Annotated in this window: 14 protein-coding genes and 1 riboswitch; of the genes, 4 read left to right on the top strand and 10 right to left on the bottom strand. The window is 63.6% G+C overall.

All coding sequences use genetic code 11. The features are described from left to right. Positions 1 to 2: 2 nt before the first annotated feature. Positions 3 to 476, bottom strand: a complete 474-nt coding sequence (locus tag AC0L2C_RS07750; protein ID WP_473523103.1) for a MaoC family dehydratase — start codon at positions 474 to 476, stop codon at positions 3 to 5. A gap of 245 nt (positions 477 to 721) precedes the next feature. Here AC0L2C_RS07750 and AC0L2C_RS07755 point away from each other — a divergent pair, with 245 nt between their 5' ends. After that, complete coding sequence (locus tag AC0L2C_RS07755) at positions 722 to 1,843, top strand: DUF2336 domain-containing protein (protein ID WP_473523104.1); 1,122 nt, start codon at positions 722 to 724, stop codon at positions 1,841 to 1,843. A 56-nt stretch (positions 1,844 to 1,899) separates the two neighbouring features. Here the strand turns inward: AC0L2C_RS07755 and parE are convergent, their stop codons facing one another. Continuing rightward, positions 1,900 to 3,951, bottom strand: a complete 2,052-nt coding sequence (gene parE / locus AC0L2C_RS07760; RefSeq protein ID WP_473523105.1) for a DNA topoisomerase IV subunit B — start codon at positions 3,949 to 3,951, stop codon at positions 1,900 to 1,902. A 267-nt stretch (positions 3,952 to 4,218) separates the two neighbouring features. Between parE and AC0L2C_RS07765 the strand changes: the two genes are divergently transcribed. Continuing rightward, positions 4,219 to 5,388, top strand: coding sequence for a GGDEF domain-containing protein (locus AC0L2C_RS07765; protein WP_473523106.1), 1,170 nt, complete (start codon positions 4,219 to 4,221; stop codon positions 5,386 to 5,388). A gap of 59 nt (positions 5,389 to 5,447) precedes the next feature. On the opposite strand, the gene gcvP is transcribed toward AC0L2C_RS07765, so the two are convergent. The 8 genes from gcvP to AC0L2C_RS07805 form a co-directional block, all read right to left on the bottom strand. Then, positions 5,448 to 8,258, bottom strand: a complete 2,811-nt coding sequence (gene gcvP, locus AC0L2C_RS07770; protein ID WP_473523107.1) for an aminomethyl-transferring glycine dehydrogenase — start codon at positions 8,256 to 8,258, stop codon at positions 5,448 to 5,450. 19 nt (positions 8,259 to 8,277) lie between these two features. Continuing rightward, positions 8,278 to 8,646 carry a glycine cleavage system protein GcvH gene (gene gcvH, locus AC0L2C_RS07775; protein WP_473523108.1) on the bottom strand — a complete coding sequence of 123 codons (369 nt, stop codon included), beginning with the start codon at positions 8,644 to 8,646 and terminating at the stop codon, positions 8,278 to 8,280. A gap of 5 nt (positions 8,647 to 8,651) precedes the next feature. Further along, entirely contained in the window at positions 8,652 to 9,767 is a 1,116-nt protein-coding gene (gene gcvT, locus AC0L2C_RS07780) for a glycine cleavage system aminomethyltransferase GcvT (RefSeq protein WP_473523109.1), read from the bottom strand. Positions 9,768 to 9,918: 151 nt separating this feature from the next. After that, positions 9,919 to 10,006: riboswitch (glycine riboswitch) on the bottom strand. Between the two features lie 78 nt (positions 10,007 to 10,084). Beyond that, a complete protein-coding gene (locus AC0L2C_RS07785) occupies positions 10,085 to 10,873 on the bottom strand; it encodes a molybdopterin-binding protein (RefSeq protein WP_473523110.1) in 789 nt (262 codons plus the stop codon). A 1-nt stretch (position 10,874) separates the two neighbouring features. Next, positions 10,875 to 11,756 (bottom strand): cytochrome b/b6 domain-containing protein, encoded by an 882-nt coding sequence (locus AC0L2C_RS07790; protein ID WP_473523111.1) that lies wholly within the window; start codon positions 11,754 to 11,756, stop codon positions 10,875 to 10,877. A 114-nt stretch (positions 11,757 to 11,870) separates the two neighbouring features. Further along, positions 11,871 to 12,554: a DUF1345 domain-containing protein gene (locus AC0L2C_RS07795; RefSeq protein WP_473523112.1), complete on the bottom strand. Its 684-nt coding sequence runs from the start codon at positions 12,552 to 12,554 to the stop codon at positions 11,871 to 11,873. Between the two features lie 130 nt (positions 12,555 to 12,684). Then, positions 12,685 to 13,152 carry a YaiI/YqxD family protein gene (locus tag AC0L2C_RS07800; RefSeq protein ID WP_473523113.1) on the bottom strand — a complete coding sequence of 156 codons (468 nt, stop codon included), beginning with the start codon at positions 13,150 to 13,152 and terminating at the stop codon, positions 12,685 to 12,687. Between the two features lie 347 nt (positions 13,153 to 13,499). Further along, complete coding sequence (locus tag AC0L2C_RS07805) at positions 13,500 to 14,627, bottom strand: S-(hydroxymethyl)glutathione dehydrogenase/class III alcohol dehydrogenase (RefSeq protein ID WP_473523114.1); 1,128 nt, start codon at positions 14,625 to 14,627, stop codon at positions 13,500 to 13,502. Between the two features lie 199 nt (positions 14,628 to 14,826). Here AC0L2C_RS07805 and AC0L2C_RS07810 point away from each other — a divergent pair, with 199 nt between their 5' ends. Both AC0L2C_RS07810 and dnaE read left to right on the top strand, forming a co-directional pair. Next, positions 14,827 to 16,839 (top strand): acetyl-CoA carboxylase biotin carboxylase subunit, encoded by a 2,013-nt coding sequence (locus AC0L2C_RS07810; protein WP_473523115.1) that lies wholly within the window; start codon positions 14,827 to 14,829, stop codon positions 16,837 to 16,839. Positions 16,840 to 17,138: 299 nt separating this feature from the next. Beyond that, entirely contained in the window at positions 17,139 to 20,666 is a 3,528-nt protein-coding gene (gene dnaE, locus AC0L2C_RS07815) for a DNA polymerase III subunit alpha (protein ID WP_473523116.1), read from the top strand. Positions 20,667 to 20,686: the final 20 nt, after the last annotated feature.

Raw genomic sequence — 20,686 nt, forward strand, 5'->3', positions numbered from 1 at the left:
GGTCAGGCCTTCTTCATCATCATCGCCTGCCTCGTGCATTTGGCGACGAGCACGTCGTCCTGGTTGTAGGCGCGGTGCTCGAATTCGACGATGCCGCGGTCCGGCTTCGACCTGGAGTCGCGCACCGACACCACCGTCGTCTCGACGCGGATGGTGTCGCCGTGGAAGACCGGATGCGGAAACACCGTCTCCTTCATGCCGAGATTGGCGACGGTGGTGCCGACGGTGATGTCGTTCACCGAAATACCGATCATCAGGCCCAGCGTGAACAGCGAATTGACCAGCGGCTTGCCCCATTCGCTCTTGGCGGCGAAGTCGAAATCGATGTGCAGCGGCTGCGGGTTCAGCGTCATTACCGAAAACAGCATGTTGTCGCTTTCAGTGACGGTTTTCCGCAGCGTGTGCCGGAAGACATGGCCGACGACGAACTCTTCCAGATAAAGCCCGGTCATGGTCGATCTCCTCCGCTGCCGCATCGCCCCGAAAAATCGGAATCGAGTTTTGGAAAGCACGATGCGAAGATTCAAAGTGTTAGCGTACTTTCCGAAACCGCGCACGTCGCCAGGCGCTGCATACCGCGCTGGGAAGCAAAGTTAACAAACAGGGGCCAGTTAACAAAGATGGGCCAGTTAACAAACATGGTGAACCGTTCGTAAACCATTTCTGCCTACGGTCTTCACTGGGGCGGGAACGGACTCGGGCTAGGGGCATAGCGGACGGCATGGTTGTTTCGCATTTCCTGAAATGGATTCATACGGCAAGGGTCTCTGAGCGCGCCGCGGCAGCAAGCGCATTGGCTCACGCCTACATCAATGCCGAGCTGCCTTTCGAGGATCGCTGCGCGGCGGAGGCGGCGCTGACGCTGCTGCTCGACGATGCCTCGTCGAAAGTGCGGCTGGCGATTGCAGAGGCGCTGTCGATGAGCCATCACGCGCCGCTGCAGATCATCAGCGCGCTGGCGTCTGATCAGCCGGAAGTCGCCAGCCTGGTGCTGGCACGTTCGCCGCTGCTTACCGATGCCGATCTGATCGACCGGGTTGCCGGTGGCCAGAAGGCGATCCAGAAACTGATCGCCGATCGTCCGCGCGTCTCCATGGCGGTCGCCGCCGCGATCGCCGAGATCGGCGAGCCGGAAGCCTGCGCCACGCTTCTCGCCAACAGCGGCGCCGATATCGCTTCGCTCAGCTTCCGCCGTATCGCCGAACGCCATGGCCATCTGCCTTCGGTGCGCGAAGCGCTGATATCGGATGCGCGCCTGCCCGCCGACTGCCGGCATATGCTGCTGATAAAACTTGGTGAAACGCTAAAAGGTTCGCCGCTGGTGCTGGCGCTGATGGGCCGTGCCAGAACCGAGCGCGTCATGCGCGACGCCTGCGTCAAGGCTTCCATGACGCTGATCGAAGGCACCCGCCAGGACGAACATGCGGCGCTCATCGAGCATCTGCGCCTGCGCGGCGACCTGACCGCAAGCTTCCTCATTCGCACCATCGCGCACGGCAAGGTCGATTTCTTCGGCTCGGCGCTGGTCGCGCTCAGCCAGCAATCCGAACCACGGGTGAGGGCGCTGCTGGCCGGCGGGCACGACGTGGCGCTGCAGGCGCTGCTCCGCAGCGCTGGCCTGGCCGCGGCCACGCACGCCATCATCCTGCGCGCGCTGAAGGTCTGGCGCGAGGTCGCCAATGGCAAGCGCCTCGCCGGCGTCCAGGAAGTCACCTGGCTGATGCTGAAGGAATTGGGCGGGCAGTCCGCCGAAGGCGATCTCGCCGGATTGGTCAAATCGATCCACCTCGATGCGCTGCGCGAAAACGCGCGCGGTCACGCGCTGGCGATCGCTGCGGCTTAGGCCTTATCCTTCACGAAGAACTCCGGGAACTCCGCATTCGACGCGAGCGGGTTAGCTCAGATGTCCAGCACTTCCGTCTCGGCGAATTCCGCGCGTTCCTGGATGAAGCGGAAGCGGGCTTCCGGCTTGGTGCCCATCAGCGCGTCGACCGCATCCTTGGTCGCCGCCTCGGCGTCGATCACATCGACCCTGAGAAGCGTGCGCTTTCTCGGGTCCATGGTGGTTTCCTTGAGCTGGGCGGCCATCATTTCGCCCAACCCCTTGAAGCGGCCGATTTCGACCTTGCCGCGCCCGGTGAACTCGGTGCGCAGAAGTTCTTCCTTATGCGCATCGTCGCGGGCATAGGCGACCTTGCCGCCTTGGCGGATCGAGTAGAGCGGCGGCACCGCCAGGTAGAGATGGCCGTCGCGGACCAGGCTCGGCATCTCCTGATAGAAGAAGGTGATCAGCAGCGAAGCGATGTGGGCGCCGTCGACGTCGGCGTCGGTCATGATGATGACCCGGTCGTAGCGCAGATCCTGATCGCGGTATTTTGACCGCGTGCCACAGCCAAGCGCCTGGATCAGGTCGGAAATCTGCTGGTTGCCAGCCAGCTTGTCGTCGCCGGCGCTGGCGACGTTGAGAATCTTGCCGCGTAGCGGCAGCACTGCCTGGCTGGCGCGGTCGCGCGCCTGTTTCGCCGAACCGCCGGCCGAATCGCCCTCGACGATGAAGAGCTCGGCGCCGGCCGCGGCATTCTGCGTGCAGTCGGCGAGCTTGCCGGGCAGGCGCAGCTTGCGCACCGCGCTCTTGCGCGAGACTTCCTTTTCCTGGCGGCGGCGCACCCGCTCGTCAGCACGCGCGATCACCCATTCGAGCAGCTTCGAAGCTTCCTGCGGGTTGTCGGCCAGCCAGTGGTCGAAGGGGTCGCGGATCGCGGCCTCGACGATCCTGATCGCCTCGATCGTCGCCAGCCGGTCCTTGGTCTGGCCGACGAATTCCGGCTCGCGGATGAACACAGACAGCATGCCCGCCGCCGAGATCATGACGTCTTCCGAGGTGACGATCGAAGCGCGCTTGTTGCCGACCAGCTCGGCATAGGCGCGCAGGCCGCGCGTCAAGACGTTGCGGAAGCCAGCCTCATGGGTGCCGCCTTCGCCGGTAGGGATGGTGTTGCAGTAGGAGTTGAGGAACCCGTCGCCGCCGAACCAGGTCACCGCCCATTCGAGCGAGCCGTGGCCGCCTTGCCTGTCGCTTTTGCCGGCAAAGATTTCGCGGGTGACCTGGAATTCGTCGCCGAGCGAGGCTTTCAGATAATCCTTGAGGCCACCGGGAAAATGGAACTCGGCCTTGGCCGGCGTCGTGTCCTTCTCATTGATCAGCGAGGGGTCGCAGGTCCAGCGGATCTCGACGCCACCGAACAGATAGGCTTTCGAGCGCGTCATCCGGTAGAGCCGCGCCGGCTCGAACGCCGCACCCTTGCCGAAGATCTGCTCGTCGGGATGGAAGCGTATTCTGGTGCCGCGGCGGTTATGCACCTCGCCGAGCTGCTCCAGACCGGTCACCGGAACGCCGCGCGAAAAGCGCTGGCGATAGAGCTGGCGGCCGCGAGCGACCTCGACCTCGAGATGGTCCGACAGCGCGTTGACGACGGAGACGCCGACGCCGTGCAGGCCGCCCGAGGTTTCGTAGACCTTGCTGTCGAACTTGCCGCCGGAATGCAGCGTCGTCATGATGACTTCGAGCGCAGGCTTCTTGAATTTCGGATGCGGATCGACCGGAATGCCGCGGCCATTGTCGGTCACCGCCAGGTATCCGTCGGCCGAAAGCTCGACATCGATGAAAGTCGCGTGGCCGGCGACCGCCTCGTCCATCGAATTGTCGATGACCTCGGCGAACAAATGGTGCATCGCCTTGTCGTCGGTGCCGCCGATATACATGCCGGGCCGCCGCCGCACCGGCTCCAGCCCTTCCAGAACCTCGATGTCGGCGGCACTGTAGCTCTCGCTGCCGTCGCGGGATGCCGGGCGCTTCGCCGCCTGCACCAGCGGGTCGGCCGGGCGCGCGGTGGCGCGAACCGGTTGCGGCTGCTTGTCCAAATTGCCGAAAAGATCGTTGCTGTCGTTCATGCTGGTCCTGGATTGCGATGCTGCGAATCACCACCCGATACTGCCACGCTTTTTGCGGGCAGGCGACGGAGGTTCCCGTTACGTTCGAGGATAGAGCCTCTTACTGCAAAACCATTCGACAACCAAGCGGCGGAAATGGGCCGAGGGCATCGACGCTTTGTAAACCTTGTCCGGAGGTTACGCCGGAAGGTTGGCCGAAAAAGGGTATTCGCGGATTGCTGCTGACCTAGAATGCGGCAGAACCCGAGAAGAGGCTGTCGCTTACGCATGTTGGATTACAGTTCGCTCCTGCTTGCGGCAGCGCTGTCGGGCACGTGCCTCAGCATCACCCTGTTTGCGATCTGGTGCACCGCGCCACAGGCACGCTTTGTGCTGACGGTGGCGTGCGGCATTCTCGTGCTCGTCGCACATGTGGTCTTGTTCTGGCACTATGCCAAGCATCCTAGCCCCTGGCTTTGCCAGATTGTACTTGCGCTTCTCAGCCTGGGCCTTCTGACCCTCTGCCTGTCGGCCATGCAGTATCTCGGCGTCCACGACTACAGGCGCGCCATCTTGCCGACCCTGGCTGCGATGGCGGTTTGCGCAGGCGCGACGTCGCTGGGCTTTGACGGCGTCGGCTTCATCGTCACCTACGCGACGGTAACGGCGCTGCTCTCGCTTATCGGGGTGATGTTCTGGATCAAAGGTGGTCATGATCGCCGGATATTGCTGGTCGTTTCGTTCCTGAGCGGCGTCTGTGCGCTGTCCTTCGGACTTTGCGGCGCGGTCCTGCTGGTCAAAGGCCAATGGGTGCTCGGCGTTGCGCCCGACAACTGGGCCGAACGGTTGAATTCCGCCGTGGCGGTCGCCTGCATGACGGGGCTCGGCGCATTGACGCTCTCCCTGCACCATTTGCAGGCGCAGATCGAACTGAAGGCCGAGACCATGACCGACCCATTGACCGGGCTGATGAACCGGCGGGCGTTGACGGCATTCTACGGCGAGCGGATTTTCGGCCCGTTCATGTCCGTCGCCATGTTCGACCTCGACCATTTCAAGAAGACGAACGATGTATTCGGTCATCCGGTCGGCGATCAGGTTCTGCGCCGCTTCGCCGCTGTCGTCAGAAAATACTCCAGGACCGGCGTCGACGCCTTCCGGCTGGGCGGCGAGGAATTCGTCCTCGTCATGTCGCGGATGACTGAAGAGAAGGCTTACGACATTGCGAGCAAGATCAGCGTCGCCTTCGGCGCGGAAGTCGTCGCCACCCAGCTTGGTCCGTTGCGCAGCACAGTCAGTGGCGGCATCGGCTTTGGCGGGACAGATGGCACCAGTCTCGACAATGTGCTGGCCGAAGCCGACGCCGCACTCTATGCGGCAAAGCGCGCCGGGCGAAATCGCGTCGTCGCCCAGAACAGGGCGAGCAAGGCCGACGCGCCGGCCTTGCGTTCTGCCTGATTGAGGCTTCTATCTTCTTGTTTGTCCGAAAACCGGATTCCACTTTTCGGGATCATGGTCTACTCCGCCGCCCCCAGATATTCCGACAGCGGCGGGCAGGAGCAGACGAGGTTGCGGTCGCCGGCGACATTGTCGATGCGCGACACCGGCGGCCAGTATTTGGCTGACGTGTCGGCATCGACGGCGGGGTAGGCCGCCTCCAGGCGCGAATAGGGATGGGTCCACTGGCCGGCCAGCGCCTCGGCGGCGGTATGCGGCGCATTGACCAGCGGATTGTCGGCTAGGGGCCATTCGCCTTTCGCCACCTTGGCTGCCTCGCCTGATATCGCGATCATCGCCTCGCAGAAGCGATCGAGCTCGCGCTTGGGCTCGGACTCGGTCGGCTCGACCATCAGCGTGCCGGCGACCGGAAACGACATGGTCGGCGCATGGAAACCATAGTCGATCAGCCGCTTGGCGACGTCGTCGACGCTGATGCCGGCACTGTCCTTGAGCACGCGGGTATCGAGGATGCATTCATGCGCGACGCGCTCGTGCCTGCCCTTGTAGAGCACCGGGAAATGCGCTCCGAGCCGCGTCGCCACATAATTGGCGGAAATGATCGCCGTCTCGGTCGCCTGCTTCAGGCCCGAAGCGCCCATCATCCGGATATACATCCAGGTGATCGGCAGGATCGAAGCGCTGCCGAACGGTGCAGCCGACACGGCATGGCCCGAGCCTTCGACGACGTGGCCGGGCAGATAGGGTTGCAGATGCGCCTTGACGCCGATCGGGCCGACGCCGGGACCGCCGCCGCCATGCGGGATGCAGAACGTCTTGTGCAGGTTCATGTGGCAGACGTCGGCGCCGATGTCGCCGGGGCGGGCGAGACCGACCAGCGCGTTGAGGTTGGCGCCGTCGAAATAGACCTGGCCGCCATGCTCATGGACAAGGGCGCAGAGGTCGCGCGCGCCTTCCTCGAAAACGCCGTGCGTCGAGGGATAGGTGAACATCAGCGCCGCAAGGTCTTGCGCATGCTCGTCCGCCTTGGCTTTCAGGTCGTCGACGTCGATGTTGCCGTCTTCGGTGCAGCGCACGACGACGACGTTCATGCCGGCCATCGCCGCACTCGCCGGATTGGTGCCATGCGCCGATGACGGGATCAGGCAGACCGTGCGGTGAGCTTCGCCGCGTGAGCGGTGATAGCCGCGAATGGCGAGCAGCCCGGCATACTCGCCCTGGCTGCCGGCGTTGGGCTGCAGGGTCACCGCGTCGAACCCGGTGATCTCCGCCAGCCAGGCTTCCAGTTCGTCGATCATGGCGCGGTAACCGGCCGAATGGCTTGCCGGGGCGAAGGGATGCAAATTGGCGATATCAGGCCAGCTTACCGGCATCATCTCGGCGGCGGCATTGAGTTTCATCGTGCAGGAGCCGAGCGGGATCATGGCGCGGTCGAGCGCCAGGTCCTTGTCGGCCAGCCGGCGCAGGAAGCGCATCATGTCGGTTTCCGAGTGGTTTTCGCGGAAGACAGGCTGCGTGAGAAACGCCTTGCCGCGCGGTTTTCCGGGCATGGTGCTGCCGACGGCTGCGCCCGGCTTGGCGCCGAACAGCGCCGCGATCGCCTCCAGATCGGCCTCGGTCGAGGTTTCGTCGAAGCTGATGCCGATGCGGTCGGCGTCGATGACGCGCAGCAATCGGCCGGTCTTTTCGGCTGCGGCGCCAATCGCCCCGGCTCTGCCTTTCACTTCCACCGCCACGGTATCGAAGCGGCTTGCGCCAAGCACCGAAATTCCTGCTGCCTCGAGACCGGCAGCCAGCCGGTTGGCCAATGCATGGATTCGGCCGGCAATCGCCTGCAGCCCGGCAGGGCCGTGCCAGATCGCATAGGCGGTCGCCATGTTGGCGAGCAGCGCCTGCGCGGTGCAGATGTTGGAGGTCGCCTTGTCGCGGCGGATATGCTGTTCACGCGTCTGCAAGGCGAGGCGATAGCCGGGCCGGCCCTTGCTGTCGGTGGACTGGCCGACCAGGCGGCCGGGCATCAGCCGCGTCAGCCTGTCGGAAACGGCGCAATAAGCGGCATGCGGCCCGCCAAAGCCCATCGGCACGCCGAAGCGCTGCATCGGGCCGACGGCGATGTCGGCGCCAAGCGCAGCCGGCGCGTCGGTCAGCGTCAGGGCGAGCGGATCGGCAATGAAGACGACCAGCGCGCCGGTGGCGCGAGCTTTCTCGATTGCCGCCCTGTGGTCGCCATAGACGCCAAACGTATCGGGCCAGGAGACCAGCAGAGCGGCTGTGTTGTCGTCGATCGTGTCACCGTCGACCTCGATGCCGAGCGGCTCGGCGCGGGTGCGCACGACGTCAAGCGTCTGCGGATGCGGCGTGCCGGCCAGCGCCACCTTGGTCCGCTTGTCGCGGTGGTGGCGTAACGCGATGCCGACTGCTTCGGCCACCGCCGTCGCCTCGTCGAGCAACGAGGCCGACGCGACCGGCAGCCCGGTCAGTTCGGTGACCAAGGTCTGGAAATTGAACAGCATTTCGAGCCGGCCCTGGCTGATCTCGGCCTGGTAGGGCGTGTAAGCCGTATACCAGGCCGGGTTCTCGAACAGGTTGCGCTGGATGACCGGCGGCACGTGGACGCCGTGATAGCCGGCGCCGATGAAGCTCTTCAAAACTGTATTTTTCGCCATTGTCGCTGACAGTTCGGCCAGCGCCTCGGCTTCGCTCGCCGGGGCCGGCAAGGCCAGCGGCCGGTCGAGCCGGATCGATTTCGGCACGGCCTGGCTGATCAGCGTCTCGACCGACGGAACGCCGATCGTCGCCAGCATGGCTCTGACATCATTGAGGCCGGGGCCGATATGGCGGGCCGAGAAGGAGTAGGGTGCTGCGGTCATCTTTCCTGGTCCTGCTCTCTCAACCAATATGGGCTTTGTAGGCGGCCTCATCCAGGAGACCTTCGAGTTGGCTTTCATCGGCCAGCTTCATCTTCCACAGCCAGCCGTCGCTGGCCGCCGCCGAATTGACCAGGGACGGATCAGACGAAAGCGCGGTGTTGGACTCCGTGATCTCGCCGTCGACCGGCGCATAGACGTCCGATGCCGCCTTGACCGATTCGACCACGACGGCGGTATCGCCCTTGGCCAGCTTTTTCCCAGGCTCCGGCAATTCGACGAAGACGAGATCGCCGAGCTGTTCCTGCGCGTAGTCGGTGATGCCGATGGTGGCGATACCGCCTTCGACGCGGAGCCATTCGTGATCTTCAGTGAAATAGGTCTTTGCCATGAAGTTCATCCTTTGCGGTAGCGATGCGGCGTGAAGGGCAGGGGATTGATATCGACCGGGATTTTGGTCCCGCGAACGTCGGCGAAGAGTTTTGCGCCGGGTTTGGCCAGCGACGCATGGACGTAGCCCATGGCGACCGGATGGGCGGCCGAGGGGCCGAAGCCGCCGGAGGTGACGTGCCCGGCGGGATTGCCGTCGGCATCGAAAAGGGCAGCACCGGGACGCACCGGCTGGCGGCCTTCCGGCTTCAGGCCGACGCGTTTTTGCGCCGGGCCGCGCTCCAGGATTGAACGCAAGGCGTCGGCGCCGATGAAAGCGCCAGAGGCGCGAACCTCCTTCGGGATCGCCCACATCAGCCCGGCGCCGGCCGGGTCCATCTCAGGCGTGATGTCCAGTCCGTGCAGGCACAGCCCTGCTTCGAGCCGCAGGCTGTCGCGGGCGGCCAGCCCAACCCACATCACTCGCTCGTCCTCGAGCAGTTTGGCGACGAGATTTCGCGCATCCGCTTCCGGCAGGCCGACCTCGAAGCCGTCCTCGCCGGTATAGCCCGAGCGGCTCATGAACCAGTTTTCGCGCGGCTCGAAGCCGTGCATGAACAGCAGCGATCCGGTTTCGATGCCGGCGCGCGACAGGGCGGCCCAGGCTTCGGGACCCTGGATTGCCAGGAAGACGCGGTCGAGTGCTTCAATCTTGACGTCAAAGTCCGCCTTGGCATCAAAGTCGGCAAGCTCACGAAGGTGTTTTTCGTCGGCTTCAGCATTGCCGGCATTGGCGACGACCATGAAGCGTTGCCGGCCGAGCCTGGTGACGATCAGATCGTCGATGATGCCGGCGGCTTCATTGAGAAAGAACGTGTATTTGGACTGGGAAATCTCAAGCGCGCCGGCGTCGAACGGGCAGGCACGATTGAGCAGTGCTTCAGCGCCCAAGCCACTGATCTCGAACAGCTTCATGTGTGAGATGTCGAACAGGCCGGCATGTTCGCGGGTATGAAGGTGCTCCTTCATCACGCCGGCCGGATAGGTGAGCGGCATCGACCAGCCGGCGAACGCGCCAAAGCGCGCACTGGCGGCCACGTGCAGGTCTTCGAGGGGAAGGTGTTTGGTGTCGTCGCCCGTCATGTCGTCTCCAGAGTCGCACGCAATCGGCCGCGAATGGCGACCAGTCCGTGCCCCTCTGTCTGAAGCCTGAGAGACTCGCGCCCCGTAACTCTGTCGGCAGCGCTTACACCTTCGGCGCGGGGCAAAAATCCCCCGACTTTCCAGAGTGTCTTTCCCGTCTACGGTTCTTTTTGCCTGAGAGATTTCGGGCGATTTCCCCTTCGGCGGCAGCTCTCGCTGCTCTCTCCCGCAAACAGGTAGGACTCAATTCGAGCCCTCGACTCGTCATTCATAGCCTGTCGGCGACACCTTGTCACCTGCCAGCGACAGCGTTGCGATCAAATGCCGCCGTACCAGTCGTAGCCATTGTCCTCCCAGTAGCCGCCCCTGCCGCCGCCGATGGCGGCGAAACTGTCGACCAGTTCGATCTTGCGGAGATACTTTGGCATCTTGTAGCCGATCTGGCGCTCGACGCGGACGCGCAGCGGCGCACCGTTCTCGACCGGCAGCGGCTTGCCGTTCAGGCCATAGGCAAGGATCGTCTGCGGGTGACGGGCATCGATCAGGTCGATCGAGCCGTAATATTTGATGTCGCCGGACAGGCTGCGGTCGATCGTGTCGAGGCAATGGAACACGACGTAGCGCGCCTGCGGCTTGACCACCGCCTGATCAAGCACCAGCGACAGCGGCGTGCCGGTCCATTTGGCGATGCAACTCCAGCCTTCGACGCAGTCGTGGCGAGTGATCTGGGTGCGGCTTGGCATGTTCATCAATTGCTCGCGGGTCAGCGACAGCGGCTTTTCGACGAGGCCGGAAACCTCGAGGCGCCAGTCGGCGAAATTGTTGGCGAGCAGGCCCTTGTAGACATCGTCGTCCGGCGCGGTGACGCCGTTCGGCCGCTGCGGCTGGCGAATGTCGGCTTCGGTGAATTCCGGCGCCAGCGAATTGCCGGCAAGCAGGCGCTGCGCGCGCCAGGTCAGGCCGTTGGCGCCTTCGAGGAAACTGCGCAGGCCGTCGCCGACACGAAGCTGGCTGTCGAAGGCATCGCAACCCGACAGCATGATGCCGGAGACGCCGAGGCTTGCCGAGGTCAGGAATTTTCTGCGGCTGATTACAAACTTTGCCATCTCACGCACTCCTCTGCGGCGTCTTGCTGCCATGCTCCGGCGGATCGGTTCGGTACCAACCGGTGATGATGGAACGCAGCTCGTTGATCGGGCCGGCGGCGAAGATCATCAGCATATGGATGATGAAGAAGGCGACGAGCAGCAGCATTACTATGAAATGAATGGTCCGCGCCGTCTGCCGGCCGCCAAGCAGATCGTTGAGGAACGGCAGCGCCGCGTTCATGCTCGGCGACATGGCAAGGCCGGTGATGATCATCAGCGGCAGCAGCACGAACATCACGCCGCCATAGGCCATCTTCTGCAGCGTGTTGTACTCGCGCGTGTGGTGAAACTTGAATTTGGCATGATCGACGATGTCTCGCGGCAAGCGCCTGAGATCGGCGATGCGCGGGACAAGATCGCGGCGCAGATGACCGTTGATCAGGCTGGCGACCAGCCACACGACCAGGGTCGTGGTCAGTACCCAGGCAAAGAAGAAATGGACGACTCGGGCCGTGCCGAGGTCGTAGTAGGAGGGGATCGTCGCCCAGGACGGGAAGGCGCGGGCCGTCTCCCGACCCGCCGGCCCCGACCAGCCGAGCACACCGGTTGTGTCGAAGCGCTTGCCGAAGATTTCGGTGTAGCCGCGCGGGCCGTTTGCGGTGTTCTCGGCGCCGATGGCGAAGATGGTGTTGTTATAGGCGAATCCCGATTCCTTGCCGATATAGAGCTGCGGGCGGGCGTTGAAGATCTGCAGGCCGGAAAGCAGCATGAAGAACAGCGAAATGGCCCAGAGCCAGTGCGTCAGCCGCGTCCAGCGCGACTGCCGGTAGATCAGCGTCGCATCCTTCGGCGCGGCAGTATCTGGCCCGACGGTTGATTGGCTCCTGGCCACCGATTGCATTTTTTCGCGTCCTTCCGGCCGCTCAGTCGGCCTTTCCGATCGTTCTCCTCCCAATACGTCGCCGGCCAAAGCGATGTTTCATCCGATCACGGAATTATTACAGCCTGCCCGAGACTACTGGCTCCCGAAACTGACGGCGAGGTTGACCGCGGCAGCGACGATCACTGTATTGAAAAAGAACGACACGATCGAATGCAAAAGCACGATACGACGCATTTGCGTGGTCGAGACCGCGGTATCGGAGGTCTGTGAGGTCATGCCGACGGTGGCCGAGAAGTAGAGAAAATCCCAGCCGTCCGGCTCCTCCTTGCCGGGAAACGAAAGGCCGCCGACGGGCTTTTTCTGCTTCGATTTGCTGCCGGGATCGGTCTCTTCGTCGTTGACCCAGTAAACATGTGCGTAGTGCAGCGCGGTCATGGCGTGGATGGTGAACCAGCCGAGCGGGATCGACAGCAGCGCAAAGGTGAGTTCGACACGATGCGCGCTGCCCTCGCGATTGATCACTTGGAACAACGAGATCAAGGCGACGGCGACGACAATCAGAGTCACGGCAAAGATGACCAGCACCGGCTGGTCGGTGGCGCGGGCATACTTGCTCAGATAGCGGCCGGTGAGCAGCGGCATCTGGGCGACGACAATGGCGGTGTAGGCGGCGAAAAACGCATTGGCGCCGATGGAGAAGGCGAGCGGAGTGCGCAAGGCCAGCGCGATCGCCAGTGCCACCACGCCGATGCAGGCCGACACCGCGAACTGGATGTGGCGGTGCAGTGGTTTCTTCAGGGGCAGCTCGGTCGTCATTGCCCGGCCTCTGATGCGGTCCGTCTTCTACACCGCCGCTCGTCCTCTAAGACTCGGACATTATAGCACTTTTGATTGTGCGCATGTTATTCTGGTTTTCTGCGCTGACCTCCGGTCCGAGGTGAAAGCGCTAGCCCAGCGCGGCGGATTTCAGCGCACGCCGCAAGATGCGGTCGAGCTCGCCAAGAAACCGCGAGCGGTCCTGCGGCGCGAAACTGGCATTGTAGCCCTTGCTTTCGCCGGTCTCGCGCAGATGCTGCTTGAGGTCGCGCATCGCCACCGCCATGCCGATCGTTTCCGGCGTGAACGGGCGTCCGGTCGGCCCAAGCACATGGGCGCCGAGCGCCACCGTGCGGGCCGCAAGCGGGATGTCTGATGTCACAACGATGTCGTTGGGCTTGGCATTGTCGACGATCCAGTCGTCCGCCGCGTCGGCGCCTTTGGACACGACGACGTTGCGGATCATCGGATCGCGCGACTGGCGCAGGCCGCCATTGGAGACAAAGGTGACGACGACGCCATGGCGCTCGGCGACCTTCTCGACCTCGGCCTTCACCGGACAGGCATCGGCATCGACGTAAATGGCGGGTGCGGGCATGGTTCGTCCAACGCATATGGAGCCGGGCGATTGTGCCTGGCTCTGTCGATGATATTCGAGCGGTCGCCATCCCAGCAACGCTCCGGACCTGTTGGTGCAGCGCAATCGCTTCAAAGGTCGGCGCCGCCCCTCATTGCCCTGTCGGGCATTTCTCCCCGTATAGTGACGGGGAGAAAGACGCCTTCGCAAAGGATTTCGCCAATCTTCAGCGTGGCAGAAAGCGTGCCGACGTTGCGATCAGCCCCTTCTCCCCGTCACTATACGGGGAGAAAATGCCGGCAGGCAGATGAGGGGCAGCGCAAACCTGAAGCGATTGCCTTGCTTCCTCCCGGCCACGTCGCAAATTCTCAATAGACCACCACGCTCCTGATGCTCTTGCCCTCATGCATCAGGTCAAAACCCTTGTTGATGTCCTCCAGCTTCAGCGTGTGGGTGATCATTGGGTCGATCTCGATCTTGCCGTCCATGTACCAGTCGACGATCTTCGGCACGTCGGTGCGGCCGCGCGCGCCGCCGAACGCGGTGCCCATCCAGGTGCGGCCGGTGACCAACTGGAACGGCCGCGTCGAGATCTCCTGACCGGCGCCGGCAACGCCGATGACCACCGACTTGCCCCAGCCGCGGTGCGATGCCTCAAGCGCCTGGCGCATCACCTTGGTGCTGCCGGTGCAGTCGAACGTATAGTCGGCGCCGCCGATCTGGTCGGCGCCGCGTTTTGTCATGTCGACGAGATAGGGCACGATATCGCCGTCGATCTCCTTCGGATTGACGAAATGCGTCATGCCGAATTTCTCGCCCCATTCCTTCTTGTCGTTGTTCAGGTCGACGCCGATGATCATGTCGGCGCCGGCCAGGCGCAGTCCCTGGATGACGTTGAGGCCGATGCCGCCGAGGCCGAAGACGGCGGCCGTGGCGCCGATCTCGACCTTGGCTGTGTTGATCACCGCGCCGATGCCGGTGGTGACGCCGCAGCCGATGTAGCAGATCTTGTCGAAGGGCGCGTCGGGATTGACCTTGGCCAGCGCAATCTCGGGCAGCACGGTGAAGTTGGAGAAGGTCGAGCAGCCCATATAGTGGAAGATCTTGTCCTTGCCGATCGAGAAGCGCGACGAGCCGTCCGGCATCAGGCCTTGCCCCTGCGTGGCACGGATCGCGGTGCACAGATTGGTCTTTCTGGACAGGCAGGACGGGCATTGCCGGCATTCCGGCGTGTAGAGCGGGATGACGTGGTCACCCTTCTTGACCGAGGTGACGCCCTTGCCGACATCGACGACGATCCCGGCGCCCTCATGGCCGAGGATCGCCGGAAAAATGCCTTCGGGATCGGCGCCCGACAGCGTGAACTCGTCGGTGTGGCAGATGCCGGTCGCCTTGATCTCGACCAGCACCTCGCCGGCTCGCGGGCCGTCGAGGTCGACCTCCAGGATTTCCAGCGGCTTTCCGGCGGCGACAGCGACAGCGGCACGGGTTTTCATCGGGGCTCTCCTCTCAAGCCAAATCGGCAATCGAGGCGAGCTTTAGCGTATCTGCAGGTTCTGGACTATGGGACGAATTGACAGTTCGGTGCCGGGTTTTGGTCGTCACCAGGCGACTTGCGCCCGGATATGCGCCTACGTGCCTTGACCGGCCGGGCCAAGCCCATAAAAGAAAGGCAGCCGAGGGAACAAAACCCGCATGTTCACAAAAATCCTGATCGCCAATCGTGGCGAGATCGCCTGCCGCGTCATCAAGACGGCGCGCAAGATGGGCATCGCCAGCGTCGCGGTCTTTTCGGACGCCGATCGTGACGCCGTGCATGTCGAGATGGCCGACGAGGCTGTCCATATCGGGCCTTCGCCGGCCTCACAAAGCTATCTGGTGCCGGAGAAGATCATCGCCGCCTGCAAGGCGACGGGTGCTGAAGCCGTGCACCCCGGCTACGGGTTTTTATCCGAACGCGCCTCCTTCTGTGAAGCGCTGGAGAACGAAGGCATCGTCTTCATCGGCCCGAAACCCGGAGCGATCAGGGCGATGGGCGACAAGATCGAATCGAAGAAATTCGCCAATGCAGCCAGGGTCAGCACGGTGCCCGGCTGGCTCGGCGTCATCGAGAATGCCGGTCATGCCGAGAAATTAGCCGGCGAGATCGGCTATCCCGTGATGATCAAGGCCTCGGCCGGCGGCGGCGGCAAGGGCATGCGCATCGCCTGGAGCAAGGCCGAGGTGCGCGACGGGTTCGACCGGGCGCGGTCGGAGGCCAAAAGCTCGTTCGGTGACGACCGCGTCTTCATCGAAAAGTTCGTGGTCGATCCGCGCCACATCGAGATCCAGGTGCTGGCCGACGCGCATGGCAATGCGCTTTATCTCGGCGAGCGCGAATGCTCGATCCAGCGCCGCAACCAGAAGGTCGTCGAAGAGGCGCCTTCACCTTTCCTCGACGCCAGGACCCGGAAAGCCATGGGCGAGCAGGCGGTGGCGCTGGCCAGCGCGGTCGACTACCAGAGCGCCGGCACGGTCGAGTTCATCGTAGATAGTGAAAAGAACTTCTATTTCCTTGAAATGAATACACGATTGCAGGTCGAGCATCCGGTGACCGAGCTCGTCACCGGCATTGACCTTGTCGAGCAGATGATCCGCATAGCAGCCGGCGAAAAGCTCGCCATCAAGCAAAGCGACGTCAAGCTGAACGGCTGGGCGGTGGAAAGCCGGCTCTACGCCGAGGACCCGTATCGCAATTTCCTGCCGTCGATCGGCCGGCTGACGAGATACCGGCCACCGCAAGAGGGACAGTTCGGCGACGTCGTCGTCCGCAACGATACCGGGGTTACCGAGGGTTCGGAAATCTCGATGTTCTATGACCCGATGGTCGCCAAGCTGTGCACCTGGGCGCCGACTCGGCTCGCGGCAATAGACGCCATGTCGGAAGCGCTCGACAGTTTTGTCGTCGACGGCATCGAGCACAACATGCCGTTCCTGGCAGCACTAATGCAGCATCCGCGCTGGCGGGAAGGGCGGATATCGACCGCCTTCATATCAGAGGAATATCCCGACGGCTTCGCGCCGATCGTGCCTGACAGCGAGGAAAAGGCCGTTCTCGCAGCGATCGCCGCCGCGGTCGAACTGCTGCGCCGCGACCGGCTCGACCGGCTCGGCGGGCGGCTGGCGCCGCATTCGGGTGTCCTGAAACGCGACTGGGTGATTAAGATCGGCAAGGACTATCTTTCAGCCTCGGTGCTCGAAGGCATGATCTCCATTCCGATGGAGCTCGGTCTGTCGATCGACGGCGGCAAGGCGCTGACGGTAGCCTCCGACTGGCGTCCGGGCGATCTCGTCTGGCGCGGCACGGTCGGCGACCGAAGGATCGCTGCGCAGGTCAGGCCGGTGCTGAACGGGCTTCGCGTCGCCTGGAAAGGCGTGTCGGTGAGCGCACGCGCCATGCTGCCGCGCACCGCCGAACTCGAAAGGCTGATGCCGGAAAAAGTGGCGCCGGATACGTCGAAGATGTTGCTCTGCCCGATGCCCGGCCTTGTCGTGTCGATCGCCGTTGCCGAAGGGCAGGAGGTCAAGGCCGGCGAGACGCTGGCGGTCGTCGAGGCGATGAAGATGGAAAACGTGCTGCGCGCCGAGCGCGATCTCACCGTGTCGAAACTCAAGGCAAAACCGGGCGACAGTCTCGCCGTCGACGCGGTGATCATGGAATTTGCGTGAGGATACAAGGAAATCGCATTGGTTGGCGCTGCCCCTCATTGCCCTGCCGGGCATTTCTCCCCGTATAGTGACGGGGAGAAAGACGCCTTCGCAAAGGGATTTCGCCAATCTGCAGCGTGGCAGAAAGCGTGCCGAGGTTGCGGCCAGCCCCTCCGCCCCGTCACTATACGGGGAGAAGGTGCCGGCAGGCGGATGAGGGGCAGCGCCAGCATCGACAATTGGCTGTCGCTGGACTCGCATCGTCCAGTGCCGGACAATACATCCTCATCGACTGAGTCCTCTCAAACGGCGATAAAAAAATGGCGAATGAGACACTTCCCCGCGATCCGTTGCGGCGCGAGGCCTTTGTGAAGGCGTCGCGGCCGGAAGCGCCGGCGCGGCCGTTCATTCATCTGCGCGTGCATTCGGCCTATTCGCTGCTCGAAGGCGCCTTGCAGCTCGGCACGGTTGTCGGCCATGCGGTCAAAGATGACGCCCCGGCCATTGCCGTCACCGACACCAACAATCTGTTCGGCGCGCTCGAATTTGCGCAAAAGGCGGTGAAGGAGGGCATCCAGCCGATCATCGGCTGCCAGACCGCTCTCGCTTTTTCCGGTGAAGCCAGCGACAGCCAGCGCGACCGCAGGCGGCAGGGCCCGGAAATGCGGCCGGTGGTTTTGATCGCGGCGACCGAGGCCGGCTACAGCAATCTGGTCAGGCTGGTCAGCCGGGTCTATCTGGAAACGCCGCCCGGCGAGGCCGTGCATCTGACGACCGAGATGCTGCAAGGCCATTGCGAGGGCCTGATCTGTCTCAGCGGCGGGCCGCGCGGCCCGATCGGCAACGCGCTGAAAGAGGACCGCCGCGACCTCGCCGAGACGCGGCTTCTGGCGCTCAAGGCGCTGTTCGGCGACCGGCTCTATGTCGAGCTGGAACGGGTTTCCGGCTATGACCGGGCCATCGAGAAATCGTCAGTCGACCTCGCCTATATCAATGACTTGCCGCTGGTTGCCACCAACGAGGCGTTTTTCTCCTCGCGCGACGACTATGAGGCGCATGATGCGCTGATCGCCATCGCCGAAGGGTCGGTCGTCGCCGTCGACAATCGCCGGCGGCTGTCGCCCGACAATTTTCTGAGAAGCCAGGCCGACATGGCGAGGCTGTTCGCCGATCTGCCGGAGGCGATCGACAACACCGTCGAAATAGCGCTGCGCTGCTCCTACTATCCCAAGACCCGCAACCCGATCCTGCCGCGCTTTGCCGGCGGCGATGTCGCCGATGCCGATGCGGCGGTGAAGGCGGAGGCGCAGGAGCTTGCCAGACAGGCGCATGAAGGGCTGGAGGCGCGCCTCGCCGCGCATGGCCTGGCCCCTGGCTACGCGGTCGAGCAATACCGCGAAAGGCTGGAATTCGAGCTCGGCATCATCGAGAAAATGAAGTTCCCCGGCTATTTCCTGATCGTCGCCGACTTCATCAAATGGGCGAAGGCGCAAGGCATCCCGGTCGGGCCGGGGCGCGGTTCGGGCGCCGGCTCGCTGGTCGCCTATTCGACGACCATCACCGACATCGATCCGCTGCGCTTCTCGCTGCTGTTCGAGCGCTTCCTCAATCCCGACCGTGTGTCGATGCCCGACTTCGACATCGATTTCTGCCAGGACCGGCGCGAGGAGGTCATCCGCTACGTCCAGCAGAAATACGGTCGCGACCAGGTCGGCCAGATCATCACCTTCGGCACGCTGCAGGCCCGCGCGGTGCTGCGCGATGTCGGCCGCGTGCTGCAGATGCCCTATGGCCAGGTCGACAAGCTCAGCAAAATGGTGCCGTCGAACCCGGCCAATCCGGTCAAGCTCGCCGACGCCATCGCCAACGAGCCGCGCTTTGCCGAGGAGGCGGAGCGCGAGCCGATCGTGCAGACGCTGCTCGACATGGCGCAGAAGCTGGAAGGGCTCTACCGCCACGCCTCGACGCACGCCGCCGGCATCGTCATCGGCGACCGGCCGCTGTGGGAGTTGGTGCCGATGTACCGCGACCCGCGCTCCGACATGCCGGTCACCCAGTTCAACATGAAGTATATCGAGCAGGCCGGCCTGGTGAAGTTCGACTTCCTCGGCCTGAAGACGCTGACGGTGCTGGAGACCGCGGTCAAGCTGATCCGCCGCCGCGGCATCGAGATCGATCTTGCCCATATTCCGCTCGACGACCCCGACACCTATGCCATGCTGTCACGCGGCGAAGTGGTCGGCGTGTTCCAGGTGGAAAGTGCCGGCATGCGCAAGGCGCTGATCGGCATGCGGCCCGACTGCATCGAGGACATCATTGCGTTGGTCGCGCTTTACCGGCCGGGCCCGATGGAGAACATCCCGACCTACAACGCCAGAAAGCACGGCGAGGAGGAGATGGCGTCGATCCATCCGAAGATCGACCATCTGGTGAAGGAGACGCAAGGCGTCATCGTCTACCAGGAACAGGTGATGCAGATCGCGCAGGAGCTAGCCGGCTATTCGCTGGGCGAGGCCGATCTGCTGCGTCGCGCCATGGGCAAGAAGATCCGCGCCGAGATGGACAAGCAGCGCGAGCGCTTCGTCTCGGGCGCGATCGAGCGCGGCGTTGGCAAGCCGCAAGCCGACTTCATCTTCGACCTGCTGGCAAAGTTCGCCGACTATGGTTTCAACAAGTCGCATGCCGCCGCCTATGCGGTCGTTTCCTACCAGACGGCCTATCTGAAGGCGCACTACCCGGTCGAATTCCTGGCCGCGTCGATGACGCTCGACATGGGCAACACCGATAAACTCGCTGATTTCCGCCAGGATGCGCTGCGACTCGGTCTCGATGTCGTGGCGCCGTCGGTGATATCAAGCTTCCGCGCCTTCGAGGTCGCCGAGAACCGGATCTTCTATTCGCTGGCCGCGCTCAAGGGCGTCGGCGACGCGGCGGTCGAGCATATCGTCGCCATGCGCGGCGAAAAACCGTTCAAAAACCTCGCCGATTTCTGCGAAAGGGTCGACCCGAAGATCGTCGGCAAGCGCGTCTTCGAAAGCCTGATCATGGCCGGTGCGCTCGACTGCTTCGGCCACGAGCGCGCCGCGATGATGGCCGGCGTCGAGCGGATGATGGGGCTGGCGTCGCTGGCGCAGCAGAATGCAATGTCGGGCCAGCACGACATTTTCGGCGCCTCGCTCGGCGCACAGTCGCAGGCGCTCAACCTGCCGGAGACCGACCCGTGGCTTGCCGCCGACCGCTTGCACCGTGAATTCCAGGTGGTCGGCTTCTATCTCTCGGCGCACCCGCTGGACGAATACAAGGCGGCGCTGCAGAAGATGCGGGTGCAGACCTGGGCCGAGTTCTCGGCCGCCGTCAAACGCGGCGCTGCCGCCGGGCGGCTTGCCGGCACCGTCACTACCAAGCAGGAGCGCAAGACGCGCACCGGCAACAAGATGGGCGTCGTGCAGTTCTCCGACACGTCAGGCCAGTATGAAGCAGTGCTGTTTTCCGAAGGTCTGGCGCAATATCGCGACCTGCTCGAGCCCGGCCGTTCGGTGGTGATCACAGTTTCGGCCGAGGACAGGCCCGAAGGCGTCAATCTGCGCATCCAGACGGTGCAGTCGCTGGAGGACGAGGCAAGCCGCATCCAAAAAGCCTTGCGCATCTTTGTCAGGGATGACCGGCCGGCGTCGGCGATTCAATCGCAGCTTACCCAGCGCGGCGATAGCCAGGTGAGCATTATCGTCATCAAAGACGAGGCGCAGGGCGAGGTCGAGATCGAACTGCCCAACCGTTACCGCGTCTCGCCACAGATCGCCTCGGCCATGCGGGCGGTGCCGGGCGTGGTGGAGGTGGAGTTGGTGTGAGCTAACGACCGTATTCCGCC

Source organism: Mesorhizobium sp. WSM4845 (assembly GCF_055811455.1).